Here is a 23,192-nt window from a genome sequence, read left to right on the forward strand (position 1 = left end):
TACACTTAAACTCGATTCTAACTCTGTAGTATCGATAGCCTCACGTAAATACCAGCCGTTCTATGGATACTAATGAATAAATGTTTAGTGGAATGTGAGAATATTTGTTTTAAAAATGTAACGTGAAGATCTCATGAGTTTCTTTTGACAAAAATCCCCGCAGCGCTTACCATTCAATATAGAAAGAAAGGAGAGGGTAGCCTTGAATTGGCTCGGATCATTGCAGCAATTGGGCAGAGCCATAATGCTTCCTACCATGGTACTGCCGGCGGCAGCCATTTTGCTGAGTTTGGGCAGCTTACCTTGGTCTGCATGGGGACTTTCTTCGGTGTCTGAAGTGGCTACTTACGCGGGGCAGGCAATATTTTATTATATGCCTTATTTGTTCGCTGTAGGTGTAGCATGGGGGTTATCCAATCAAGCCGGAACAGCGGGGCTTGCAGCGCTGGCTGGGATGTTCACTTACGACCGAATTGTCACCCAAATGGGAGACGGGCTTGTACAACCTGCAACACTAATCGGAATTTTGCTGGGGATCGTTGCCGGTGTCGCGCAAAACCGGTTTAAAAATATTAAGCTTCCAGAGGCGATCCAGTTTTTTGGAGGGTCGCGTTTTGTTTTGCTGTTCATGGGCTTGTTTTCTGCCGGGTTCGCATGGGTAATGTTAGGAATATCTCCGCTGCTGCAGATAGGGCTGGATAATCTTTTTCAGGGAATATTGCAGACGGGCGGGTTTGGCGTTTTTATCTATGGGGTCCTATATAGGGTTCTGACCGCTTTTGGACTACATCATATTCTTAATAATGTGTTTTGGTTTCAATTTGGGAATTTTACGACTCCTGATGGCAGTGCTGTGGTTCAGGGTGATTTGCCGCGTTTTTTTGCAGGCGATCCAACGGCTGGGATTTTTATGGCGGGGTTGTTTCCGATTATGATGTTTGCGCTGCCTGCCATTGCTTTTGCAATTATTCAGGAAGCGCGCGAGGATTTGAAGCCCAAGATTAAAAAGACTTTTGTGCGGGCGGCGTTGGTTTGTTTTCTGACCGGGGTTTCGGAGCAGATCGAATTTGCATTTTTATTTGCTTCTCCGTATTTATTCGCGGTACATACTGTAATGTCCGGTCTCGCTATGGTGCTGACCTACATGCTGGGAATCCATCACGGGTTCTCCTATTCGGCTGGAGCCATCGATTTCTTCTTGAACATGCATTTGTCACAGAGGGCTTGGCTGCTGATTCCGATTGGTATCGGCTACGGGATTGTATACTATAATTTATTTCGCTGGGCGATTCGCCGTTTTCAGATCCCGACACCGGGGCGTGAAGAAGGTTCAGAGCTTGGGGATTGGGCCGGCAATATCCCTTATCAGGCACCGCTGATCTTAGAGGCGCTTGGAGGCAAGGAGAATATTGTACAAGTGCAGTCCTGTATCACCCGTCTGCGGCTTACCGTTCATAATGACCGATATATAGATACTGGAGCGCTTAAAGGTTTAGGTTCTGCTGGGATTATCAAGCTGGGCGGCGGAAATGTCCAGGTAGTATTTGGCACGTATTCAGAACTGATCCGCGAGGAGATTAATAAGCTTATGCTTCGTGATTTACCGCAGGTGCTGTTCAGTTCGCCAATGCAGGGTAGAATGATGCCCATTGAGGAAGTGCCTGATCACATTTTTGCGGCTAAGCTAGTGGGCGATGGTGTTGCATTTTTGCCGGAAAAAGGGGAACTTACTTCACCCGTATTCGGGAAAGTCATGCACGTCTATCCTACAATGCATGCCGTGGGTATTTCGACGCCGGAAGGGTTGGAGGTACTCATGCATATAGGGATCGACACTTCACAGCTCAAGGGACCCTTTGAGGCGGTTGTAAAAGAAGGCGACAGCGTGGAGCCAGGTCAATTGCTAGTTAAATTCGACCTCGCTTATTTGCGTGAACATGCGGCCTCATTGGCTACACCGATGGTGATCACGAATCCTGATCGAGTCAAATCATGGAGCTATGCTCCATTTAAAAATGTTAAAAAGGGGCAATCATCAGTAATGTCCGTAGTCTTACACGAAAGTAACGTTGGAGGGATTGAAGGATGATACAAGGCATAGGCGCAGCAGCAGGTGTAGCTATCGGGAAGGCCTTTGTCTTGCCGAACTGGGAATGGAGCTTACCGGATACACAAGTGAACCCAGTGGATCTAGCTAAGGAGTTTGAGCGTTTATACGAAGGTATCCGTACCTCTAAGGACGAGATTGAATTCATCAAAAAAGAGTTCAGAGAAGTGGTAGGTCCGGAGGAATCGAGTATTTTTGATGCTCATCTGGCGATCTTAGATGATCCTGTGTTCATGAGTGAAATCCGCGGGATCATTGAGCGCCAGTACAAGGCGGCAGAAGTAGCTGTGAAAGAAGCGATTGATCATTTTGTAGCGATGTTTGATCTGCTAGACGATGAGTACATGAAGGAGCGGGCGGTGGATATCAAGGATGTCGGAAACCGTCTTTTAAAACATCTTTTAGGCGCTCCAGAGGTTACGTTACCATCGGATACACAGCCATATATTCTTGTTGCGAAGGAGTTGTCTCCTTCCCAGCTAGCTCACTTGAATCCAACTTATGTTCTAGGTATTGTCACTATGATGGGCGGTAAAACCTCACATTCCTCCATTATGGCTCGTGCGCTAGGCATTCCTCTTGTAGCAGGCTTGGAGAATAATCTGTCTAATCCTATTCAGACCGGGGACATGCTTGTGATCGACGGCGATACCGGATCTGTACAAATCCATCCAGATGAACTTACGATAAATGAATACGTAGCGATTCGGGATAAACAGCATAAAAAGAAAGAGCAACTGGAACTGCTCGCCACCGTGGAGGCTGTTACCAAGGATGGTGTGAACCTGCGACTTGCCGGCAATATCAGTTCAGTTAAAGAACTCAACATAGCACTTAAGTATGGAGCTGAAGGTGTAGGCCTGTTCCGCACGGAGTTTCTTTATATGGACCGCAGATCTTTTCCAACTGAGGATGAACAATTTGAAGTGTATAAACAGGTTGTCGAGAAGGTGGGCAATAACACTGTAGTGATTCGTACGCTGGATATTGGCGGGGACAAGCAGTTGGATTATATCCAGCTGCCTGAAGAACAGAATCCTTTCCTTGGTTATCGGGCGATTCGCATCAGCTTGGACCGATTAGATATGTTCAAAACCCAGCTAAGTGCCATTCTGCGGGCAAGTGCATACGGGAATGTAAAGTTAATGTTTCCAATGATTTCTTCCGTAGAGGAAGTGCAGGCGGCAAAATTTGTTTTAGAAGAAGTGAAAGCAGAGCTGGAGCAACGAGAGATCCCTTTTAACCGGAATCTTCCTGTGGGTATTATGATTGAAGTTCCGGCGGCGGTTATGATTGCTGATTTACTGGCTGAGGAAGTTGACTTTTTCAGTATCGGCACTAATGATTTGGTTCAATATGTGTTAGCGGTAGACCGTATGAATGAACAAATTGCTCATATGTATCATCCGTACCATCCAGCGGTTCTGCGAATGATCCGTATGACGGTAGAAGCGGCACGTAATGCCAAGATTGATATCAGTGTATGTGGTGAAATGGCGGCGGATGAGCGTTCTTTGCCTCTTTGGCTGGAACTGGGAATTAGAGATCTCAGCATGTCGCCGCAGGCGCTGCTGAAGGTTAAACACCGCACACTGAACACACTGGCCAAGGATGCCAAAAGAATCGCCAAAGCGTGTTTCCACCATCGTACAAGCTCAGAGACGGAAGAAATGTTAACTGCGTTTGCACAAAAAAGTGGTCTTACACTTGGATCAAGCGGGGAACTACAGGAGAAAGCCTCATCCTAAAGTTACTGTAACTTTTATTCAATTCATAACAAGGTTCGGCATTTTTGCCGAGCCTTTTTCTTTATTTATGCCATACTTTAAAAAAAACAAAACCGTTTGCCCTGCGGCGCAGTCAATACATAGAGAGTTACACAGAACCGATTTAGATATAAAGGCAAGGGGGGAGGCAGGCCGAAAATGGATCACATTATAAATGACGAAATGGAAATGGCCGCTACGGACGAAGAGCTGTTTTATGAGCAAGTGGCTGGACAGAAAAGAAAACTTTATAGCATTGCTTACAGCTATTTGCGAAATGAAGCGGATTCGCTGGAAGTTTTGCAGGAGGCCACCTGCCGTGCATGGATTAAACGAAAAAGCTTAAAAGATGCGGAGCGTTTCGCTCCATGGTTAACACGTATTTTGATTAATTGCTGTAATGATGAGCTGAAGCGCCGAAAGAGGAATACATTCGCAGAAGCTGCTCGAAGTGATGAGGGGATCATGGAGATGAAAAGTGACCGCAGACTGGATATGGAACAAGCGCTGGATGGAGTGAAACCCAAATATCGCCAAGTGCTGGTGCTCAAATATTACAAGGATATGACCCTTGCCGAGATTGCAGAGGTGCTGGATAAACCCGAGGGCACAGTGAAGACATGGCTGAATAAAGGATTAAAACAACTGCGTGACAAAATGAAGCGGAAGGGGGAGCTATTTTATGGCTGAGTCTGAAGAGAAGCTGCTTAAAGATTATTTTCAGAAAATCGATGCGGAGGCAGAAGAAATTCTGGATGTAAAACTGGACACTGCGATCCGCAAGGGGATGCAGCAAGGGAACCGTTCACGTTTGTCTTTTAGAAAAAAGTACGCTGTTGTTGTATTGGTAGTCTTGGCATTCGCCTTACTTATAATTGTGCCTTGGGCAAATCAGATGATAAATCCCGTACGTGCGCAATTACCTCCAAAAAGCTGGGGTCAGCTTGAAGTGTTTAGACCCGTTATTGCTAATAATCTGACGATTAAATCAGCACTTGATGCGGGGATGATAAAGGAGGTAAATATCTCTTCTCCTGAGGTGGACGGGATAACATGGACTGTTAATGGAATCATTGCAGACCGAAGAGGCATTGCGGTGCTTTATACAATCCAGAACAATACGGATCAGAAGATGCGTCTTTTTGGCTTGTCTTTGAAAAAGACTCCAGAGGATAAATACCACCTTAGTGGATACAGCGGGTTTAGCACTTCTAATGCACAAGAGGTTGGGTCCCCTGGGACGACTCGTATGTATGAGCAAATCGTCTGGGATAAATATCAGGATGAGATACCAGAGGAGTTGAATATCACATTATCGCTTTTTCCAGATGCTCTTGGTCAAGTTTTTAATAACAAGGATATAAAAGAAATGGGTGTCAAAATTCCACTGGAAGCTGATAACAATTATTTTGAAGGAGAACTCGTTGATCTGAAGGATAGTCTGTCTATCGGCGGACAGAAAATTATAATGGACCAGGTTTATATTGGGCCTACGGGTATTTATATGCGACAAACCTTTGGCAGAGAGAATACAATGAGGATTTTCAGTTTGCTTTCACCTAAGCTTGTCCTCGGAAAAGGGGATCATCAAGAGGAACTTATGTGGGCAAGTGGTTCGAATATTTACCACAATGACAATATGAGACCCGATGATCCAATCAAGCTTGAAATTGAGGGGATTTCAGCACTGGATAAATCTAAGGTGGAGTTAGTGATTAACACGGAAACCAAACAGATTCTGAAGGAACCTGATAGCTATCTCACGATTTCTAAACGGACCGCGGATGAGGAGAAGGGGATTATATTATTGGATTTATTGATTCCCAAAAAAGTTGAGGAGTTGCATGAAGCAACCGGTTTTGGGATAGACGATAATTTTGTGGATAGTGCTGGAAGCGGACATTGGCTTGTACATGATTCTGAGGGTTATTCTAGATATAGAGAATACCGTGAAGACGCTAAGGGAACTACAATAACTTATTATCTTAACGTAGGCAAAGAAAAGCTGCCTCAACCTTTGACTTTTAGGTTTACAAATTATCCAAATATGATCATGGAGACGGATTCCATGCGGATTAGATAACCATCTGGATTTTAAACACCTCAAATCAAAAGCCCTGTTCCTCAAATTGTGAGAAACAGGGCTTGTTTGATTTTAAACTATATACCTACTGTTTTATTCCCCAGCGAGTGCATCGCAAAAGGCTTTCCCGTATGGCGGAAGATCTGGCGGGCGGCGAGCAGAAATGATATGTCCATCCGTAACCACAGCTTCATCCTTCCAGATGGCTCCGGCATTCTCCATGTCATCACGGATGCCTGGCGTGGAGGTGACGGTTACACCTTCCAGAATTTTAGCAGAAATTAATACCCAGCCTGCATGGCAGATCTGCCCAATCGGTTTTTTAGCCGCATTAAAATCCTGTACAAGCTTTAGAACGGCACTGTATCTACGGATTTTATCAGGAGCCCAGCCGCCTGGAACCAAAATCCCATCATAATCTGCGGCATTAAGCTCGTCCCAGGAGTATTCTGCTTTAGCAGGTACGCCATATTTACCGATGTACGTCTTATCTTTTTCCAGACCTGCCAAGTGAACCTCGGCACCTTCTTCTCTCACCCGATACACGGGATACCAGAGCTCCAAATCTTCAAATTCATCGTCTACGAGTGCTATGACCTTTTTACCGGCTAGTCTCATTTAGTTAAGCTCCTTTCGATTCCCATGATTCTTTCATTATTCTATCAAATTTAAAATAAGAAGTCATCTTTAGGGATGTAAATTATAGACAAATTGCCAATTTAATCATTATATGCAATAAAGGAGGGTTTTAATCGAGTGGAGTCGAATATAGAAGTTGAAAAAGTCAAACTTTGTGCGTTATTAATTTTGTGCAAGAGGTGTAGAAGATGTATAAAGATAATTTGATGGAGAAGTTGTGCAGTTGTGGTGGCCTCATGAACTTACATATGCATTCTTTGATTTTTAATACGAAGATGAAGATTACTCATGTTCCTGTCTATACCTGCCCAGAATGCGCTAGTTATGAACCTTTGCAGTTTATTAAAGCAGATCTAGGCAAATTAGTAAAAGAACTCAGTGGAGATGATCCGGGAAAAGATTTTTTGTTTACGGAGAGAAATGAATTGGCCAGTGTATTAAAAGAATCCTTGTCAGAAACTATAATAGGGGGAATATCAGAACTAGAGACGATAATCCGAGAGAGGATTCAGACCCGAGTCGATATGCTTCTCGATATCTATCGTTTAGCTGAGAAGCTGTCAGACCAGCATTGGATGGAAGAAACTAGTCGAAGATTGTCTCAATTAACCTTCCAAATGACTGAAAATGAAGATTATAAAAAAATTGTGTGAAAATAATGAAAATTTTTCACGGAATGTTGGATTTTTCACTCACTTTTTGTTACGATAGATAGAAGTTACATTATTGATGCTCTTGGACAGGTTAACCAGCACTGGTCACAATTTTAATCCAGGGTGACGTTTTCAGCCTTGAAAGAAATTTTGAAAGGAAAATGAAGCGTTATCATTGCACAAATGTACAAAGTGTCGTATCATATTTTTAATTAGTCGAACGATAAAATTTATCGCAATGGAGAGAGTAATTTGACGGTAACCATTTACGATGTAGCTCGAGAAGCAGGCGTATCTATGGCTACGGTATCACGGGTTGTGAATAATAACCCTAACGTGAAACCGCAGACCCGGAAGAAAGTTTTTGAAGCGATTGAACGTTTGGGATATCGTCCCAATGCCGTGGCAAGAGGTCTTGCCAGTAAGAAAACGACAACCGTTGGGGTTGTCATCCCTGATATTTCAAACTCGATTTTTGCAGAAATTGCACGCGGGATTGAAGATATCGCGAACATGTATCATTACAATATCATATTGTGTAACGCGGATAAGCGTAAAGAGAAAGAAATTCGTGTCATTAATACCCTTTTGGAGAAACAGGTCGATGGTCTGCTCTTCATGGGTGGTACAGTAACTGACGAACATATTCAAGCTTTCCAGACTTCTGCAGTTCCGATTGTTCTATGTGCTACACGGGATGAGAAGGGAACTTATCCTTCCGTTGACATCGATCATGAAACCGCTGCTTTTGATGCTGTGAACACATTGATTCGTCACGGTCATCGTGAGATCGCTATGATCAGTGGCACACTGCAGGATCCTGCAAATGGATATGCACGTTTCCATGGTTACAAGAAAGCATTGGAACAGGCAGGAATCGAGTACCAAGAGGATTTGGTACGCATCGGTAACTACCGCTATGAATCTGGTGTAGAAGCAATGAAGTATTTCCTTGGACTCAAGAAGAAACCAACCGCTATTTTTGCGGCAACGGATGAAATGGCTATTGGTGCCATTCACAGTATTCAAGATGAAGGTCTGAAGGTACCGGATGATTTCTCTATCATTAGTGTGGATAATATTCGTATGGCTTCGATGGTTCGTCCTTTGCTAACAACTGTAGCTCAGCCTATGTACGATTTGGGTGCAGTTGCGATGAGACTTTTGACCAAGCTTATGAAGAAAGAAACCGTTGAGAATCCGCGGGTTATCCTGCCTCATGAAACGATTCTCCGCTTGTCGGTTAATCATCTGAATAAGTAATTTAAGAACTGAACAGTTATTCCGTAAAAAGCTCCTTATGGAGCTTTTTATGTTTTTATTTGCTAAATAAATCATCAAAGGAGGTATTTACTGTGAGTGAAATCATCGGATTAATCGGAGCGATGGATGAAGAAATCAAGCTGCTTCTAGAGGGTATGGAGGACAAGCGGACAAAAGTTAAAGCAGGTATACAATATTACATAGGAAACATATTAGGAAAATCCGTAGTGCTCTGTAAATCTGGCGTGGGTAAAGTAAATGCAGCAGTTACGACTCAGATTCTAATTGATAATTTTGGCGTATCCCGTGTGCTGTTTACGGGGGTTGCTGGAGCAGTACATCCTGAATTGAATATTGGAGATATTGTTATATCATCTACATGTATACAACATGACATGGATGCTACGAGGCTTGGGTTCGCAAGAGGCGAAATTCCTTATCAGGAGACTTCCGTCTTCCAGGCAGACCCTGCGCTAGTACAGCTTGCTGAGAAGGCATGCAATGAGCTAGGTCAAAAGTACTTGATAGGCAAGGTGTTATCTGGTGATCAATTCATTTCTAATGCGGAGATTGTAGCTGAATTAAGAGAGCAAATGGAGGGGGCTTGTGTGGAAATGGAAGGGGCGGCGGTTGCCCAAGTCTGTCATATGAACGCCACGCCCTTTGTCATCATTCGCTCCATGTCAGATAAGTCTGATGGATCAGCTGAGGTGAATTTCAGGGAATTTACAGTACAATCTTCACAACGCTCGCATTCCATATTAGAATTTATGCTGCAGCATATTTAATGCTCAATACATGAAGCGTTGTCTAAAACGTACTCTGTCAAAGGTCTCCTGAGAGGACATGGGCACCTCTTGTCCAATGCGAACCATTAGGCAGTTAGCGGGATGTGAACAAATTTCTGGATCATCCGTAGCATACCAAACCATATTAACCGTCTTCATCAGCCGTTCCATCATTTGGCGATAGGCCCATACGTCCAGCCCACTGCCTTTTAAATCCCAGTGCCAGTAATACTCTGTTGTAAAAACAATACAATTCTCCAATTGCTCCCGCTCAAAAGCAGTAGAAATCAGCAGCCGGCCTAGTCCGGCCCCTCTATAATCATTACTCACCTCTATCGCTCCAAGCTCAATAAGATCCTCCATCCCACCCTGTGACCATAACTCCATTTCATCTGGATAATGGAAGGTCACATAGCCTACTATAACGTCATTCTCTACTGCGGTAATTACACGGCCCTCTGGCAAGCTGGCGATCTCTACGAGCGCCTCTTGCTGCTCTAATGGCCTGCGGAAAGCATCAAGGTCCTGATGCATATGCAGGACTTCAAGGTCCTCGGGAGATCGGGGTCCGCTCACAGTTATCGTTCTACCCATATAGGAGAGAGTATGGGAAATAGGGATTTTGCGATGCTCCATGACAGTGCTCCTTTCAGATCAAAAAAATGGTATGTAAACGCTTGCTATGGTATACTAATTCAGACATAAAAAATTCACATTCATTGCATTGACATCATTATTTAAAACATGAGTCTTACCCTTAAAGCTTAAATCAAACGAGTGAGGGAGGCAAGAGTGATGGGTCAAGTCCATAGCGAAATTTTGCCGGGTCGTGTGCAGAGCTCCAATATGTCTGATTATGCGGAGGCAGTAGCCAATTTTGAGTGGGAGGATGTTGAACGTAATTTCTCATGGTATGAAACCGGCAAGGTTAATATGGCCTATGAAGCCGTTGATCGCCATGTGGATGAAGGGCGGGGAGCGGCAACGGCCCTACTCTACAGTGACACTGTACGGGAAGAATCCTATACATTTGCCGATCTGCAGGAGCGGTCGAACCGGTTCGGAAATGTATTGCGTAAATATGGCATCGGTAAAGGAGATAGGGTATTTATTTTTATGCCTCGCCAACCGGAACTGTATTTCAGTCTGCTAGGTATTCTCAAAATCGGAGCCATAGCAGGACCCTTATTTGAAGCCTTTATGGAAACAGCAGTTAAGGATCGTTTGGAGGATAGTGGGGCTGTTGCGCTGGTAACTACGCCAGAATTGCTGCATCGGGTCAAGCGAGAAGAGCTTCCTGAGCTGCGTCATATTTTTCTAGTAGGTGGAGCAACTGATATTGAGCAAGGAAACTTAGGATTCGCAGAAGAGATGGCTAACGTTTCTGCTGATCTTAATTTAGAATGGCTTGATTTGGACGATGGCCTTATTATGCATTATACTTCTGGTTCTACAGGTAAGCCCAAAGGCGTTTATCATGTGCATAGAGCAATGATTCAACATTATTATACAGGTAGAGTAGTGCTAGATCTACGTCAAGACGATATATACTGGTGTACGGCAGATCCTGGCTGGGTGACCGGAACTTCATACGGCATATTTGCCCCTTGGTTAAACGGGGTGACCAATGTAGTCAGAGGCGGCCGCTTTAGTCCTCAGGATTGGTATAAGACAATCGAACGGAATAAGGTATCTGTATGGTACAGCGCACCTACAGCTTTTCGTATGTTGATGGGTGCAGGGGAGCACTCTTTACAGGGGATTGATTTAAGCAGTTTGCGCCATGTTCTATCGGTTGGTGAACCGTTAAATCCGGAAGTGGTACGTTGGGGAGATAAATTTTACAATCAGCGTATTCATGATACTTGGTGGATGACTGAAACAGGGGCACAATTGATTTGTAATTATCCGTCAATGGATATCAAACCAGGCTCGATGGGCCGTCCGTTACCGGGGATTGAAGCAGCGATTCTGGATGACCGGGGAAATGTTCTCCCGCCTTTTTCTATGGGGAATCTTGCGATAAAAACTCCGTGGCCATCCATGATGAAAACGATCTGGAACAATCAGACGAAGTATGAGGAATATTTCCGGATTCCTGGCTGGTACATTTCTGGCGATTCAGCTTATATGGATGACGAAGGATACTTCTGGTTTCAGGGACGAATTGATGATGTCATCAACTCTTCTGGTGAGCGTATTGGTCCATTTGAAGTGGAAAGCAAATTAGTGGAGCATCCGGCAGTGGCAGAAGCGGGTGTAATCGGCAAACCGGATCTTGTGCGGGGGGAGATTATTAAGGCTTTTATCTCGCTTAGAGAAGGTTATACTCCAACTGCTGCCTTGAAAGAGGAGATCGCCGCTTTTGTCAAAGCGGGTCTGTCTGCACATGCTGCCCCGCGAGAAATCGAGTTTAAGGATAAACTTCCGAAGACACGATCAGGTAAAATTATGCGGCGTGTACTGAAGGCATGGGAGCTGCATCTACCGACAGGAGATCTATCCACGATTGAGGATTAGAATGAATTGTAAAAAAACACCGTTCCCGGATGAATTCATGGGAACGGTGTTTTGCTGTGTAAATTTATTTAATGATCTTTGGGTTAACGTGTCCCTGCATTATTACCTGCTGTGGTATTATTACTGCCTCCAGTACTGTTACCTCCGCCGACTGGTGTTTCCGTCGGTAGTAGCGGGAGAATGTTACCTGGATCCTCAATAATGTCTCCTGGTGTCGTCTCAGGCTCTGTAGGCGCCTCTGTACCAGGTTGTTGATCAGGTGTAGGAGTTGCTTCTGGTGTTGGTGTAATCCCTCCAGCAACGCTGCCAGAAGCCGTCTCATTACCTGCAACATCCACGGCGGTTACATAAAAGGTTGCATTAGCACTTGCAGGTGTACCCGGTGTGAATACCTTGTTCTCATCTGCCATGAGTATAGATTGCTTCTGGAAAGAACCTCCGTTTAATGAACGATATAAGCGGTATCCCACAACATCTGCCGAGCTGCTAGCGGAGAAGCTGATGACCGCTTTACCAGTGCTATAAGAGACGTTAACATTTCCGGGAGCAGCAGGGGAAGCCCCATCGTCCACACGTGGATCAACTTCTGTTGGGAAATCCGTCTTGGCATCGGCTGGCATATAATACTCCAGTGATTTATGATCCTTCATCTTAGGGAAGGCAGCCAGGAGTTCTTTGACTAATTCCTGTATCGGCTTCTCACGTTTAACGACGATTTTTTCCTTTAGGAACTCCTCTGGAGTGCCTTCCAACGGGATATAATTGACGCCTTTGTAAGTAATATACTTGGCTTTGGAAATCCCGTCGTCGCTCTCTTTTGGCACATATTTTGTATTAAATATATCCGTTGTGAATTTATCAGTCAGGGATGTTGGCAATTTGCCGCTATATGCGGAAACTGTCTTTTTGATAATTCCCTCAGGTTGTGCAAATTTGTCTGTGACGAATAGTTCCGGCTGCTTATCAATGACAGCATTCAACACTTTTGCCCATAATGTTTGGGCTTGACGTTTTTGTGTATCTCCCGTAAGAGTGTTGATTTGCTCTTTATAGCCGACCCACATTCCCAGTGTGACATCAGGAGTGTAGCCCATAAACCATACGTCTCCATAATTCTGGGTAGATCCAGTCTTACCGACAATCGGAATTTCTTTAGAGTGTTTATATTCTCTTTTTACTGTGCTGGCTGTACCCTCTGTAATTACAGTTCGCAGCATATCTGTCATTAGGTAAGCTGTTTGCTTAGAGAATACTTGCTCAGGATTAACCTTGTGCTGATAGATAATTTTGCCCTCTGAATTGACGATTTTCTCAATCATGTAGGCATCATTAAAAGCTCCTTGGTTACCGATAGCGGAATAGGCATTGGTTAACTCTTCTACGGATACTCCGTATTTCAGACCGCCTATAACCCCAGTCTGCGCGCTGTAATCATCATCTGTGAGGGTGGTGATCCCCAGCTTTTTAGTAAAGGCCCAAGATTTCTCTATTCCGACCTTTTCATTAAACAGCTTAAGCGCAGGCAAGTTGAGCGATTTGTTAAGTGCGTAACGGGCAGTGACCAGACCTTGATAGCGATTGTTGGCATTCTTAGGAATGTGGAATCCTTTTCCGCCGTCTTTTAGAATAATTGGCGCGTCATCCACAATCCCGGCAGGCTGAATCAGCCCTGCATCTAAGGCTGGTAAATAAGCTGAAATTGGCTTCATAGTCGATCCGGGCTGACGGATCATTTGGGTAGCATAATTCATCTGCTCAATATTGAAGTCGCGACCCTCAATCATGCCGAGAATGGCTCCGCTTTTGTTGTCGATTAACATGCCAGCCGTTTGTTCCATACCTTTGGTTTTGCTGTCTTTAGTAAAATTATTGCTGTCTTCTGAGACACTATGCATTGCATTGTAAACTTTTTTATCAATGGTTGTGTAGACTCGATAACCGCCGGTCATGAGCTGCTGTCTTGCTTCCTCAAGTAACACGGCATTGTCAGTAGTGCTATTGGCATCCGTTGTGCCATTTTTCTCTTCATTCAATGATAGAAGGATCTCGGATGCTTTACGCTCAGTCTCCATCATCAGATATGGATAGGTAGCATAGGCTTTTTTGGTGTGCGGCGCCAGAGAACTCTTGATATCAAATTGAAGGGCTTCATCATATTGAGAGGTAGTGATCTTATTCTCCTCAAGCATACGACGAAGTACAAGATGTTGACGGTCCATAGCTCTGTTGAAAGCTTTTTCGTTGAATTCACCTATGCCATTAAATGCAGAATAAGTGGAAGGGAGCTGCGGAAGACCAGCCAAATAAGCTGCTTGAGCCACGTTCAATTTGTCCAGATCGTCTAGACCGAATATCCCTTTGGCTGCTGCTTTAATTCCGAATACATTGTAGCCATTCGAACCATTGCCGAAAGGAACCTTATTCAGATAAGCCGTTAATATTTCTTGTTTGGTCAAGAAGCGTTCCAATCTAAGAGAAAGTAGAATTTCTTTTACTTTGCGATCTTCTGTCCGATCCAGATTCAGGAATACACGTCTTGCGAGCTGCTGGGTGAGTGTACTGCCTCCGGTCTGAACGGATTCATTGAGAAGCTTTTGTTTGACGGCACGCAAGGTGCCTTTGAAATCCACGCCATTATGCTCATTAAAATTATTGTCCTCTATAGCGAGAACTGCATCGATAATAAGCTGGGGGATATCGTTGAATTCAATGAGCCTTCGGTCTTCTTCTGTCCGAAGCTGGCCGATCGGTGCGCCGTCTCGGAAATAAGCGAATCCGGTGATCGCATTTTGACTGACCTGCTGCTGAATCATTTCTTCGGAGCGAACAGGTTCATCCTTCACAATGGAAGCGACATAGCCTGCTACAGCACCACCGGCAAATAGAACGCCTATTATTCCAAGAATAAACATCCACTTAACTACAGAACCGAACCTGCTTAGGGCGGATCTGCGGGGTGAAGGCTTCTTAGCGTTTTTTTTCTTGTTCTCTTGAGCCATCGACGATAATTCCTCCTTTTAACGGAATTATTATAGCATAAATTGGCGTTTTTGAATGCGCTTCTACCTGATTCTCATGGTCTTAAGATTCGACTTTTGTGCAAAAATTATAAATAAAGTAATTTAGGGTATGATTTGCGGAAGCGAAACCTTTTACCAACGGCATGGAATTTAGGATATTGACATAACAAAAAGCCCCCGGATTAATCCGGAGGCTTCGGTCATACCCGCTAAAAGCGAGATATTAACGGTTGTAGAACTCGACGATTTGTTTCTCATCGATATCCTGGGAAAGCTCGGAACGTTCTGGCAAACGAATATATTTACCTTCGAAAGATCCTTCAGCATATTCCAGGTAAGCTGGAAGGTGGTTACGGTTAGCAAGAGCTTCTTTAATGGAAGCCATGCCTTGGCTCTTCTCGCGAAGACCGATAACGTCGCCCAAGCTTACACGGTAAGAAGCGATGTCGACTTTTTTGCCGTTTACAGTTACGTGTCCGTGGGATACCAACTGACGTGCTCCAGCACGGGAGTTAGCAAATCCAAGACGGTAAACTAGGTTGTCCAAGCGGCTTTCAAGCAAGAACATGAAGTTTTCGCCCGCAAGACCTGGAAGTTTTTGTGCTTTAGCGAAGAGAGTACGGAATTGTTTCTCTCCCAAGCCGTACATGTGACGCAGTTTTTGTTTTTCCAAAAGCTGCATTCCGTAGTTACTTACTTTTCTGCGTTGGTTAGCGCCGTGTTGTCCTGGTGGGAAAGGGCGTTTCAGGTCTTTGCCTGTACCGCTAAGGGAAATGCCCAGACGGCGGCTGAGTTTGAATTTAGGTCCGGTGTAACGTGCCATGTTATAGTAGACTCCTTTATATTTGAAATTTCAGGTTAGGGCTCTATTTGCGCCGCATTTCGTATCCGTGATTAGCATTATTGGCTTCCACACTACCAGGGAAGTTCAGCCGCTGCCCTGGCAGTAACGAAATGCGTGAGGGTGACACAACGTTACGCCCAAGTAAGACTTGTTACAGTCTTGTTCAACAATAAATATTATATGAAAGTAGCATATAAAGTCAAGCGCATATTAAAAGAGTTTTTGTCATTCTTTGTCGTTAGTTCTTTGGTCCTAAAAAAAATCCCGGAAATAAGGAAAATATAATGCAATACACAAAGAAAGGGAGTAAAATATAGTTAATTAGATGTTAATTGGGAAGGTTTTTTTTCTTAAATGAGAAGCAAAGGGGATCTTCGTTATGTCAGAACAGAAAGCATACGCTTCTCAAGACAGTCGTATGCTGATACAGGACAAATTGCACACTAGTAGAGATTCCGAAGATCCCACCGCCTGGCTTAGGGAAACGGAAATAGTGTCCCATGACTTCCCATATTTGGCCAATCTGATTGCAGACAGCTTCGAGGAATGGATCGATGGGCTAGAGGCTCTACCATTCGCTAAATCATGGGATTGGTGTGTGCTGAATTTTGAAGGCAGATATTTTGCTAATATTGCCGATCAGCAAGAACGATGGAGGCACCAATGGGAGCAAGCGGCTGCAGCTAGTTTACTTTCTGGCGCAACCTCATCTGTTCAACTTACGGTGCAGGGTCAGGATATGAGCTTTTTTACTATACCGCTCATCACTCGCGTTGACAAAGAAATTTTTGCCTTCCTGGGCTGTGCTATGCCGACACAACAATATTTAATGGGTGGACGAGATACTGCTGAGGCTATATCTTTGCAGTACCGGACCATATTCTATCATAAGTTTGAACATATTTTTGTAACTGATCTTGCGAGTGTTCATCAACATGCTGAACGTGAGAGCAATCGCCGCTCCTTGTTATTTCAGATCGTTCAGCGGATGCATGACAATATTGATGTGAACGCTGTGCTTACGGAGGTTATAGATAGCATTTCTGCAATGTACCCTGGTGCTAGGCTTGAGCTGTTTATGTCGCAAGATCACCGCAGCACTCATCCGCAGGTCAAACCTTTACCGTTTCAGATGTCCAGTGATGATGTCTGCGCTAGAGCATTTAAAGACGGCCGTGTTGCTCTGAACACCAACACTGAAGATCAACACATTGTAGAGATTGGTCTTCCGCTAGGCGGGAAGCAAGGGGTTTATGGCGTATTCCACATGGTGATGGATAACTCGATCTTTATGGATGTAGATTTACGGTTTCTCTCGATGGTGGCGGATACCGCAGGTACTGCTTTTGAGAATGCCAAGCTGTATGAACGCTCCAATCAGCTCATTCGTGAGCTGCGTATGAGTAACGAACTTACACAACGGCTGAATCAGAGCTTGCGTTTAGGGGATATTTTTCAATTTGCGTTTGAAGAGCTGCTTGAGATGTTTGGCGCTGACTACTGCTGTATTTTACATATGAACGAAGAAAAGGGCGGGCTAGAGGTTATTGCTTGCAATCATTCCTCCTTGCAAAATGAAATTTTAGAAGTAGGACAAGGTTTAGGCGGGAAGGTCTATACTACTGGGGAATCATTAATCATGTCTAACTACATAGATAATCCTAATACTACTTCTCGTTTAATGAATGCTACCGGGTCGCAGTCGCTGATTGCCACACCTTTAAGTGTAGGTGGTGAAGTGCGTGGTGCCATCATGTTGGCGCATCGCGATGCCCATTATTTCTCTTATGACAATTACAGATTGCTTCAGGCGATGGCGGGGCATATTGGACTAGCTGTAGGGAATGCAAGGCTGCATGCCGAAGTTAGACGTTTAGCGAACAGAGATAGCCTAACTGGACTTTATGCTCGTCATTATCTGGACGAAGAAATAAAGGAACGGCAGTCTAAAGATTTTTGCGGTTGCTTAATTGTTGTGGATATCGATCAGTTCAAGATGGTGAATGATACCTATGGTCATCAAAAGGGCGACAAGATCTTAAAAGAGGTCAGTGAAATTGTGAAGTCCTCCATCCGTCAAGGGGATATTGCTGCGAGGTGGGGTGGAGAAGAACTGTCGGTCTATTTACCATTAATGGGAGTAGAACAGGCAGTAAATGTGGCTGAACGTATTCGTAAGCGAGTGATGAATGAGACCGAACCTAATGTAACAGTGTCCTGCGGTATAGCAGAATGGAGCTGGATGGACGAACGTGTAAGCGTCGAATCCCTGTTCTATCGAGCAGATATGGCACTGTATAAAGCTAAGAATAATGGGCGTAACCAGGTGATCGTTGACACTAAAGAGAATGGCGGCGGTGTGAAGGGATTGCCTCATAAGTAAAAAAGATAGCAGAGCAGCGGTTCTCCCGTTATTGGAGAGTCGCTGCTTTTAGTTTTGGCAGATGGCTGGTTGCTTCGACTGTGTATCCATCATGCTGCGAGGCCTTCGGACTCAGATGACGCTATTGGCGTGTATTTTGCCTTTGGGGCATGTTTTCGGACACCAGAGACGCTATTGTTTAGTAAGAGGGGCATATCGGGCGCATTTCGGGTCAATAGCTGCGCTGGTGTCCGTTGGTATGGGAAATATCGCAAAATACTGTAATTAAGGTCAGCTTTGTCCGATAGAGACAACGGTGCGGCGACTGGCAGCGGTAACTTCGTGAGTCTGAAGGTGGTATGTATTGACATTCAGAAGCAAGCGACGAACGCGCATAAGTTAGAGCAATGTATGGAAACCGATTACAGCAACGTATTTGCATCTGTATAAGGCGCGCAGGAAGGGAGAACCCTATAGTGGGCTGTAAAGTAAAATACTCCAAGAAAGGCCTGATGACCGTGAGAAAGTCATTATTACTGAAGGGGTTAGTTCTTATGATTTTTACCTTGTCCTGCGTGTTCAACAGCGGTTGCAGTGTTATTAGAGACAAACCAGCCAAGGAAGATCTAAGTTTGGTGTTAGCGGGTATAACGGGCAGCGATGGGGTTACTTTTAAAGGGTCAACCATGCTTACAAAGGGTGGAAAGACCGTTCCGGAATCCATGATATTTTACGAAGGCACAGTACAGGACCATAAGAAGGTCAATCTGTATACACTGCTTCCTGATAAATCCTCATCCACAAAAAAATCAGCAAATAGCGCTAAAGATTTAAAAAGCAGCATCACTTCTATGAAAGCTTTCCATAGTCAGCTAGAGAAAAAAGAGGGGGAATGGGTAGCGTTGACTACTGAAGGTTCCTCTGAGGACGGAAATCCGCTTGCTTTGCTTAATCCGTTGAAACAGCTGGAGGAGCTGCAATCCATGGAGGCTAATGTGACTGAAGATGCGGGTGCAGGCAGAGGGACAAATGTGCTACGGATCGAGCTGACGCCTGCTGAGGCCAGAAAGCAGCTGACTGCTGAATTGGAAAAAGAGATGCAAGACCTTCGACCTGAAACACCAGATTCTGCTGGAAAAATAACAAAGAACGATCAGGCGGTTACGCAAGCTTTAGTGGAGCTATGGGAGAAGAAAAATAATGAATTACAGCAAAAGCTGAAACAAGCTAATGTTGAGACTGTCTACCATTTAACCGTTGATACAAAACATAATCTGCCGAGAAAGCTCACCTTAAATCGTAAGGTTACCTATTCGGAAGCGGGGAATGAATCTGATAATGAAACTTATGTATCACAGGTGAATTTTTCAGGCTTTCGTTGATTTTCACATTATCCCACAGGTCTTGCGCTCCATACAGGGCGTGCTACAATAGAAAAGCTTGCTTATTTTTTAGACAGAGGAAGGAAGAATACACAATGAAAGATCCCAGAATTCAAAAGCTGGCAGCTAACCTAGTCGGTTATTCCGTAAATGTCCAGCCAGGCGAGAACGTGCTCGTCGAAATGATTGGCAACGAAAGAGATTTAATCAAAGCTGTTGTAGAGGAAATCGGCAAGGCCGGCGGTCATGCTTTTGTACAATTAACAGATCGTACAGTCCTGCGCAGCATGCTTAAATACGCAACTCGTGAGAGTCTTCAGACATGGGCTGAAATTGACTTGAACCGGATGAAGCAAATGGATTGTTATATCGGGATTCGTGCAGGTGAGAATGTGAACGATCTGTCCGATGTTCCTGAAGAAAATATGAAATTGTATAACTCGTTGTACTCTCATCCAGTGCATAGCGAACAACGTGTGAAGCATACGAAGTGGGTAGTACTGCGTTATCCGAATGCGAGCATGGCTCAGCTTGCGAATATTAGCACTGAAGCGTTTGAGGACTTTTATTTCGAAGTGTGTAATTTGGATTACGCCAAGATGGACAAGGCTCAGGATGCTTTAGCTGATCTCATGCGCAGAACGGATAAGGTACATATTTTGAGTGCTGGAACAGATCTTAAGTTCTCGATTAAAGGAATCGGTGCAGAGAAATGCTCCGGGCAAAAAAATATTCCGGATGGCGAGGTTTACAGCGCCCCAGTTCGCGATTCTGTAAATGGAACGATCAGCTATAATGCACCGTCAGTATATAATGGAGTGACCTTTGAAAATATCAAATTCAAATTCGAGAACGGAAAAATTGTTGAAGCCACCAGCAATGACTCCGCTCGTTTGAACGAAATTTTGAATTCAGATGACGGCGCGCGTCATATTGGCGAATTCGCTATTGGTTTTAACCCTTACATTCTTCACCCGATGAATGATATTCTTTTTGACGAAAAAATCGCAGGCAGCCTGCACTTTACGCCAGGACAAGCATATGATGTTACAGATAACGGTAACCGCTCCTCCATTCACTGGGATCTTGTGTTGATCCAACGTCCCGATTATGGCGGCGGTGAAATTTATTTTGACGATGTATTGATCCGTAAGGATGGAATTTTTGTGTTGCCGGAACTCGAAGGTCTGAATCCTGAAAACTTGAAATAAAATGTAATAACAAGAAAACTCCTTGCACAAGTAAGCGGATTCAATGTATCATAAGAAATGATAACAAAAGACTAAAGTTTTATAATCAAGTTGCGGAGGGATTTCTATGTCCAGTAACAATGCGGCAATTGTCGATATTGCCCAAACGGCAGGCCAGTTCAACTCTTCAATCGTTCTTCAAGCGGACAACAAGTACATTGATGTTAAAAGTATCCTTGGTTTGTTCACTACTTTGGTATCCAGCCAAAGCTATGAGCTTCATGTTCATGGGGCAGATGCTGAAGAAGCTAAGAAGGCAATGACTGAAGTGTTTGCAAAACACGGTTTGAAATTCACAGTTGTTGCTGAGTAATAGTCGTGCTAAAAACGTCCTACCGGTTTTCGGTGGGGCGTTTTTTCTAGAAGTAGATACGAAACTTGATAGGATAACGCAGCAGGTTCTTTTAAATATATGGTTAGTATAAACTGAATTGTTGTATTGATACCGGATTTCGTCTAATATTAAGTAAAATAGTAAAAGCAGCTTAACTTTTGGACATGGGGGGGATAGAGGCATGACTTCATCGGAATTACAGGAACAGTATAATCTTAAAGCAATCAATCTTCTACAAGAAGATGCCGATAAAATTCAGCAACTTATAGAAGTGCAGATGGAGAATCTGGCAACACGCTACTGCCCTCTCTATGAGGAAGTGCTGGATACCCAGATGTACGGTTTCTCCAGAGAAGTGGATTTTGCGGTTAGAGCAGGTTTGGTCCCAGAGATTACTGGTAAGATGGTACTAAGTAAGCTGGAGCGTAACTTAGCAGTACTCTACGAGGCTTTGAACAACAAAGCGAAGGAAGAATAAATATCGGTTTCTTAAGTATTTATAGAAGCGCACATGAGGACGAATCGCTCATGTGCGCTTTTTGTTGTGTACAATGGTTAATAATGATTATACGAGATAGAAGGAGACTCCTAAAATCAGGTAGACCGTTAATAACAAGAGACCCTCATACCAGTTAGTCGAGCCGTCCTGAGTAATTGATTTGGCAATAAAGACAGCTACACCGATGGCGACAATTTCGATGGTCGTAAAAACTATGTCCATTGTATCACCCATGAAATAACTGGCGAAGATTAGGACAGGTGCTACGAACAGGGCGATTTGCAGACTGCTTCCAACCGCAATTTCTACTGCTGCACCGATTTTGTTCTTCATGGCCAGCATAATGGCTGCACTATGCTCTGCGGCATTACCGATGATAGCTACGAGGAACGCACCTACAAACAGCTCGCTGAATCCGAAACGTTCTGTCAAAGTCTCTAACGTTCCTACCAGCCACTCACTCACGAAGGCTACCATTACAGTGGCAAGCACGAGATAAAGGATGGATTTGTTTTTGGACCAAGCAGGGGCATGTTCATGAGCTAATTCTTCTTTACCCTCTTCTGTAACGTCCTCTAGATGTTTCTTATGCGTGATCATGGAGAAGATTAGCCAAGCTATGTACGAAGCGATGAGCAGCCCGGCAACGATTAAACTGAGCACATCGGTATCCTTCTCCGTAATAGAGTGGGTGGTAAAGAACATAGCGGGAACAAATAAGGCAATGACGGCAACGATCATCAGGGAGCCATTCATTCCGGCAAGGGTTACGTTGAAGTTCTGAACTTTGAACTTCATCCCGCCGGCGAAAATACTCAATCCTAGAACAAGCAACAGGTTGCCGATAATAGAACCGGTAAGACTGGCTTTGACCATGTCGAACAATCCTTCCTTAACCAGGAAGAAGGCAATGATTAGCTCAGCAGCATTGCCGAAGGTGGCGTTTAGGAAGCCGCCCAGTCGTTGTCCGGCATAATGAGCTACACTTTCAGTGGCCCGGCCGAGAAAACCAGCCACAAACACCACAGCGATTGCTGAGAGAATGAACTGCAGGGTATGATCCCAATCGGCATAATGGCCGATCGCACTAAGGATAAAGGCGATACCCATCAGTGATGGTGAAATCCATTTTTTCAATGTAAAGGACACTCCTATCTATGTATTTAGATTGAATTCATAATCAATATACCCAAATTGTTCCTAGGTGTAAACGAGAAAGCGATAAAGTGATTTGCTTTTTAGCCTGTTTTGGAATTACAATAATTGATAATGAGTGTAGGGGGGATATGGCATGGCAGAACAACTTCAACTGGAAATGGGAAATATACGAATTTCAAATGACGTCGTCTCAAAAATTGCCGGTTTGGCTGCCTTGGAGACTCCGGGAATTGCAGCCATGTCTGGTGGCCTGTCAGAAGGCTGGGCGAAACGTCTAAGCGGTAAGAACGTTCAGAAGGGCGTTACCGTTGAAGTAGGACAGCTGGAAGCAGCAGTAGATCTACGAATTATCGTTCTCTATGAAACACCGATCCACGAAGTGTGCCGGATGCTTCAGCAGAACGTACGTGAAGCTGTGGAGAGCATGACTGGACTTCATATTGTTGAGGTAAATGTCAAAGTTGAAGGCGTAGCTTTCAAGAATGATGAAATCTCTTAAAAAACTTGTACACAAAAAAGCAGTC

General features: G+C 44.2%; 20 protein-coding genes. 15 read left to right on the forward strand and 5 right to left on the reverse strand.

From position 1 onward, the window contains the following. Nucleotides 1-202: 202 nt before the first annotated feature. The 4 genes from NSQ55_RS12025 (at nt 203) to NSQ55_RS12040 (ending at nt 5,956) form a co-directional block, all read left to right on the forward strand. A complete protein-coding gene (locus tag NSQ55_RS12025) occupies nt 203-2,089 on the forward strand; it encodes a glucose PTS transporter subunit IIA (RefSeq protein ID WP_036686132.1) in 1,887 nt (628 codons plus the stop codon). Beyond that, a complete protein-coding gene (gene ptsP, locus NSQ55_RS12030) occupies nt 2,086-3,855 on the forward strand; it encodes a phosphoenolpyruvate--protein phosphotransferase (RefSeq protein WP_076183352.1) in 1,770 nt (589 codons plus the stop codon). Before NSQ55_RS12025 ends, ptsP begins: the two co-directional genes overlap by 4 nt. Before the next feature lie 177 nt (nt 3,856-4,032). Beyond that, complete coding sequence (locus NSQ55_RS12035) at nt 4,033-4,563, forward strand: sigma-70 family RNA polymerase sigma factor (RefSeq protein WP_339173521.1); 531 nt, start codon at nt 4,033-4,035, stop codon at nt 4,561-4,563. Further along, on the forward strand, nt 4,556-5,956 hold the full coding sequence (locus NSQ55_RS12040; RefSeq protein ID WP_339173524.1) for a DUF4179 domain-containing protein: 1,401 nt from the start codon (nt 4,556-4,558) through the stop codon (nt 5,954-5,956). The genes NSQ55_RS12035 and NSQ55_RS12040 overlap by 8 nt, the downstream gene beginning before the upstream one ends. 93 nt (nt 5,957-6,049) lie before the next feature. Here NSQ55_RS12040 and NSQ55_RS12045 read toward each other — a convergent pair whose 3' ends face one another. After that, nucleotides 6,050-6,574, reverse strand: coding sequence for a type 1 glutamine amidotransferase domain-containing protein (locus NSQ55_RS12045; protein WP_076189861.1), 525 nt, complete (start codon nt 6,572-6,574; stop codon nt 6,050-6,052). A 209-nt stretch (nt 6,575-6,783) separates the two neighbouring features. On the opposite strand from NSQ55_RS12045, the gene NSQ55_RS12050 reads away from it, so the two are divergent. The 3 genes from NSQ55_RS12050 to NSQ55_RS12060 all read left to right on the forward strand — a co-directional run bounded on the left by NSQ55_RS12050 (nt 6,784) and on the right by NSQ55_RS12060 (nt 9,299). Further along, nucleotides 6,784-7,248: a hypothetical protein gene (locus NSQ55_RS12050; RefSeq protein ID WP_076129122.1), complete on the forward strand. Its 465-nt coding sequence runs from the start codon at nt 6,784-6,786 to the stop codon at nt 7,246-7,248. 252 nt (nt 7,249-7,500) lie between these two features. Next, a complete protein-coding gene (gene ccpA / locus NSQ55_RS12055; protein WP_036686140.1) occupies nt 7,501-8,511 on the forward strand; it encodes a catabolite control protein A in 1,011 nt (336 codons plus the stop codon). 92 nt (nt 8,512-8,603) lie between these two features. Continuing rightward, nucleotides 8,604-9,299: a 5'-methylthioadenosine/adenosylhomocysteine nucleosidase gene (locus NSQ55_RS12060; RefSeq protein WP_339173528.1), complete on the forward strand. Its 696-nt coding sequence runs from the start codon at nt 8,604-8,606 to the stop codon at nt 9,297-9,299. A 3-nt stretch (nt 9,300-9,302) separates the two neighbouring features. On the opposite strand, the gene NSQ55_RS12065 is transcribed toward NSQ55_RS12060, so the two are convergent. Further along, the gene (locus tag NSQ55_RS12065; RefSeq protein ID WP_248548071.1) at nt 9,303-9,935 is read right to left on the reverse strand and encodes a GNAT family N-acetyltransferase; all 633 of its coding nucleotides are present in this window, start codon (nt 9,933-9,935) and stop codon (nt 9,303-9,305) included. A 159-nt stretch (nt 9,936-10,094) separates the two neighbouring features. Between NSQ55_RS12065 and acsA the strand changes: the two genes are divergently transcribed. Next, a complete protein-coding gene (acsA, locus tag NSQ55_RS12070; RefSeq protein WP_076129125.1) occupies nt 10,095-11,819 on the forward strand; it encodes an acetate--CoA ligase in 1,725 nt (574 codons plus the stop codon). 83 nt (nt 11,820-11,902) lie between these two features. Here the strand turns inward: acsA and NSQ55_RS12075 are convergent, their stop codons facing one another. Together NSQ55_RS12075 and rpsD are read right to left on the reverse strand one after the other, a co-directional pair. Continuing rightward, entirely contained in the window at nt 11,903-14,818 is a 2,916-nt protein-coding gene (locus tag NSQ55_RS12075) for a transglycosylase domain-containing protein (RefSeq protein WP_339173536.1), read from the reverse strand. Nucleotides 14,819-15,062: 244 nt separating this feature from the next. Beyond that, the gene (rpsD, locus tag NSQ55_RS12080; RefSeq protein ID WP_036686147.1) at nt 15,063-15,662 is read right to left on the reverse strand and encodes a 30S ribosomal protein S4; all 600 of its coding nucleotides are present in this window, start codon (nt 15,660-15,662) and stop codon (nt 15,063-15,065) included. A 400-nt stretch (nt 15,663-16,062) separates the two neighbouring features. On the opposite strand from rpsD, the gene NSQ55_RS12085 reads away from it, so the two are divergent. The 6 genes from NSQ55_RS12085 to NSQ55_RS12110 all read left to right on the forward strand — a co-directional run bounded on the left by NSQ55_RS12085 (nt 16,063) and on the right by NSQ55_RS12110 (nt 21,489). Then, nucleotides 16,063-18,066, forward strand: a complete 2,004-nt coding sequence (locus NSQ55_RS12085) for a sensor domain-containing diguanylate cyclase (RefSeq protein ID WP_076129127.1) — start codon at nt 16,063-16,065, stop codon at nt 18,064-18,066. Nucleotides 18,067-18,342: 276 nt separating this feature from the next. Continuing rightward, the gene (locus NSQ55_RS12090; protein ID WP_280752774.1) at nt 18,343-18,495 is read left to right on the forward strand and encodes a hypothetical protein; all 153 of its coding nucleotides are present in this window, start codon (nt 18,343-18,345) and stop codon (nt 18,493-18,495) included. Nucleotides 18,496-18,599: 104 nt separating this feature from the next. Then, nucleotides 18,600-19,427, forward strand: coding sequence for a hypothetical protein (locus NSQ55_RS12095; protein WP_143762422.1), 828 nt, complete (start codon nt 18,600-18,602; stop codon nt 19,425-19,427). Between the two features lie 95 nt (nt 19,428-19,522). Next, entirely contained in the window at nt 19,523-20,638 is a 1,116-nt protein-coding gene (locus tag NSQ55_RS12100) for an aminopeptidase (protein ID WP_036686152.1), read from the forward strand. A gap of 106 nt (nt 20,639-20,744) precedes the next feature. Then, nucleotides 20,745-20,990, forward strand: a complete 246-nt coding sequence (locus NSQ55_RS12105; protein ID WP_036686154.1) for an HPr family phosphocarrier protein — start codon at nt 20,745-20,747, stop codon at nt 20,988-20,990. Nucleotides 20,991-21,192: 202 nt separating this feature from the next. Further along, on the forward strand, nt 21,193-21,489 hold the full coding sequence (locus tag NSQ55_RS12110; protein ID WP_036686156.1) for a YlaN family protein: 297 nt from the start codon (nt 21,193-21,195) through the stop codon (nt 21,487-21,489). An 87-nt stretch (nt 21,490-21,576) separates the two neighbouring features. Here the strand turns inward: NSQ55_RS12110 and cax are convergent, their stop codons facing one another. Continuing rightward, nucleotides 21,577-22,647 carry a calcium/proton exchanger gene (gene cax / locus NSQ55_RS12115; RefSeq protein ID WP_036686157.1) on the reverse strand — a complete coding sequence of 357 codons (1,071 nt, stop codon included), beginning with the start codon at nt 22,645-22,647 and terminating at the stop codon, nt 21,577-21,579. 154 nt (nt 22,648-22,801) lie between these two features. On the opposite strand from cax, the gene NSQ55_RS12120 reads away from it, so the two are divergent. Next, the gene (locus NSQ55_RS12120) at nt 22,802-23,167 is read left to right on the forward strand and encodes an Asp23/Gls24 family envelope stress response protein (protein WP_019911482.1); all 366 of its coding nucleotides are present in this window, start codon (nt 22,802-22,804) and stop codon (nt 23,165-23,167) included. The last annotated feature ends 25 nt before the right edge of the window (nt 23,168-23,192 follow it).

This window comes from Paenibacillus sp. FSL H7-0943 (assembly GCF_037963265.1).
GTDB lineage: Bacteria > Bacillota > Bacilli > Paenibacillales > Paenibacillaceae > Paenibacillus_AQ > Paenibacillus_AQ odorifer.

What these genes read in the sequence shown, in the direction of transcription:
- NSQ55_RS12045 (WP_076189861.1), bottom strand. Translation starts at nt 6,574, where the DNA reads ATGAGACTAGCCGGTAAAAAGGTCATAGCACTCGTAGACGATGAATTT.
- rpsD (WP_036686147.1), bottom strand. Translation starts at nt 15,662, where the DNA reads ATGGCACGTTACACCGGACCTAAATTCAAACTCAGCCGCCGTCTGGGC.
- NSQ55_RS12100 (WP_036686152.1), top strand. Translation starts at nt 19,523, where the DNA reads ATGAAAGATCCCAGAATTCAAAAGCTGGCAGCTAACCTAGTCGGTTAT.
- NSQ55_RS12110 (WP_036686156.1), top strand. Translation starts at nt 21,193, where the DNA reads ATGACTTCATCGGAATTACAGGAACAGTATAATCTTAAAGCAATCAAT.
- ptsP (WP_076183352.1), top strand. Translation starts at nt 2,086, where the DNA reads ATGATACAAGGCATAGGCGCAGCAGCAGGTGTAGCTATCGGGAAGGCC.
- NSQ55_RS12035 (WP_339173521.1), top strand. Translation starts at nt 4,033, where the DNA reads ATGGATCACATTATAAATGACGAAATGGAAATGGCCGCTACGGACGAA.
- NSQ55_RS12105 (WP_036686154.1), top strand. Translation starts at nt 20,745, where the DNA reads ATGTCCAGTAACAATGCGGCAATTGTCGATATTGCCCAAACGGCAGGC.
- NSQ55_RS12065 (WP_248548071.1), bottom strand. Translation starts at nt 9,935, where the DNA reads ATGGAGCATCGCAAAATCCCTATTTCCCATACTCTCTCCTATATGGGT.
- NSQ55_RS12075 (WP_339173536.1), bottom strand. Translation starts at nt 14,818, where the DNA reads ATGGCTCAAGAGAACAAGAAAAAAAACGCTAAGAAGCCTTCACCCCGC.
- NSQ55_RS12040 (WP_339173524.1), top strand. Translation starts at nt 4,556, where the DNA reads ATGGCTGAGTCTGAAGAGAAGCTGCTTAAAGATTATTTTCAGAAAATC.
- acsA (WP_076129125.1), top strand. Translation starts at nt 10,095, where the DNA reads ATGGGTCAAGTCCATAGCGAAATTTTGCCGGGTCGTGTGCAGAGCTCC.
- NSQ55_RS12085 (WP_076129127.1), top strand. Translation starts at nt 16,063, where the DNA reads ATGTCAGAACAGAAAGCATACGCTTCTCAAGACAGTCGTATGCTGATA.
- NSQ55_RS12120 (WP_019911482.1), top strand. Translation starts at nt 22,802, where the DNA reads ATGGCAGAACAACTTCAACTGGAAATGGGAAATATACGAATTTCAAAT.
- NSQ55_RS12095 (WP_143762422.1), top strand. Translation starts at nt 18,600, where the DNA reads ATGATTTTTACCTTGTCCTGCGTGTTCAACAGCGGTTGCAGTGTTATT.
- NSQ55_RS12050 (WP_076129122.1), top strand. Translation starts at nt 6,784, where the DNA reads ATGTATAAAGATAATTTGATGGAGAAGTTGTGCAGTTGTGGTGGCCTC.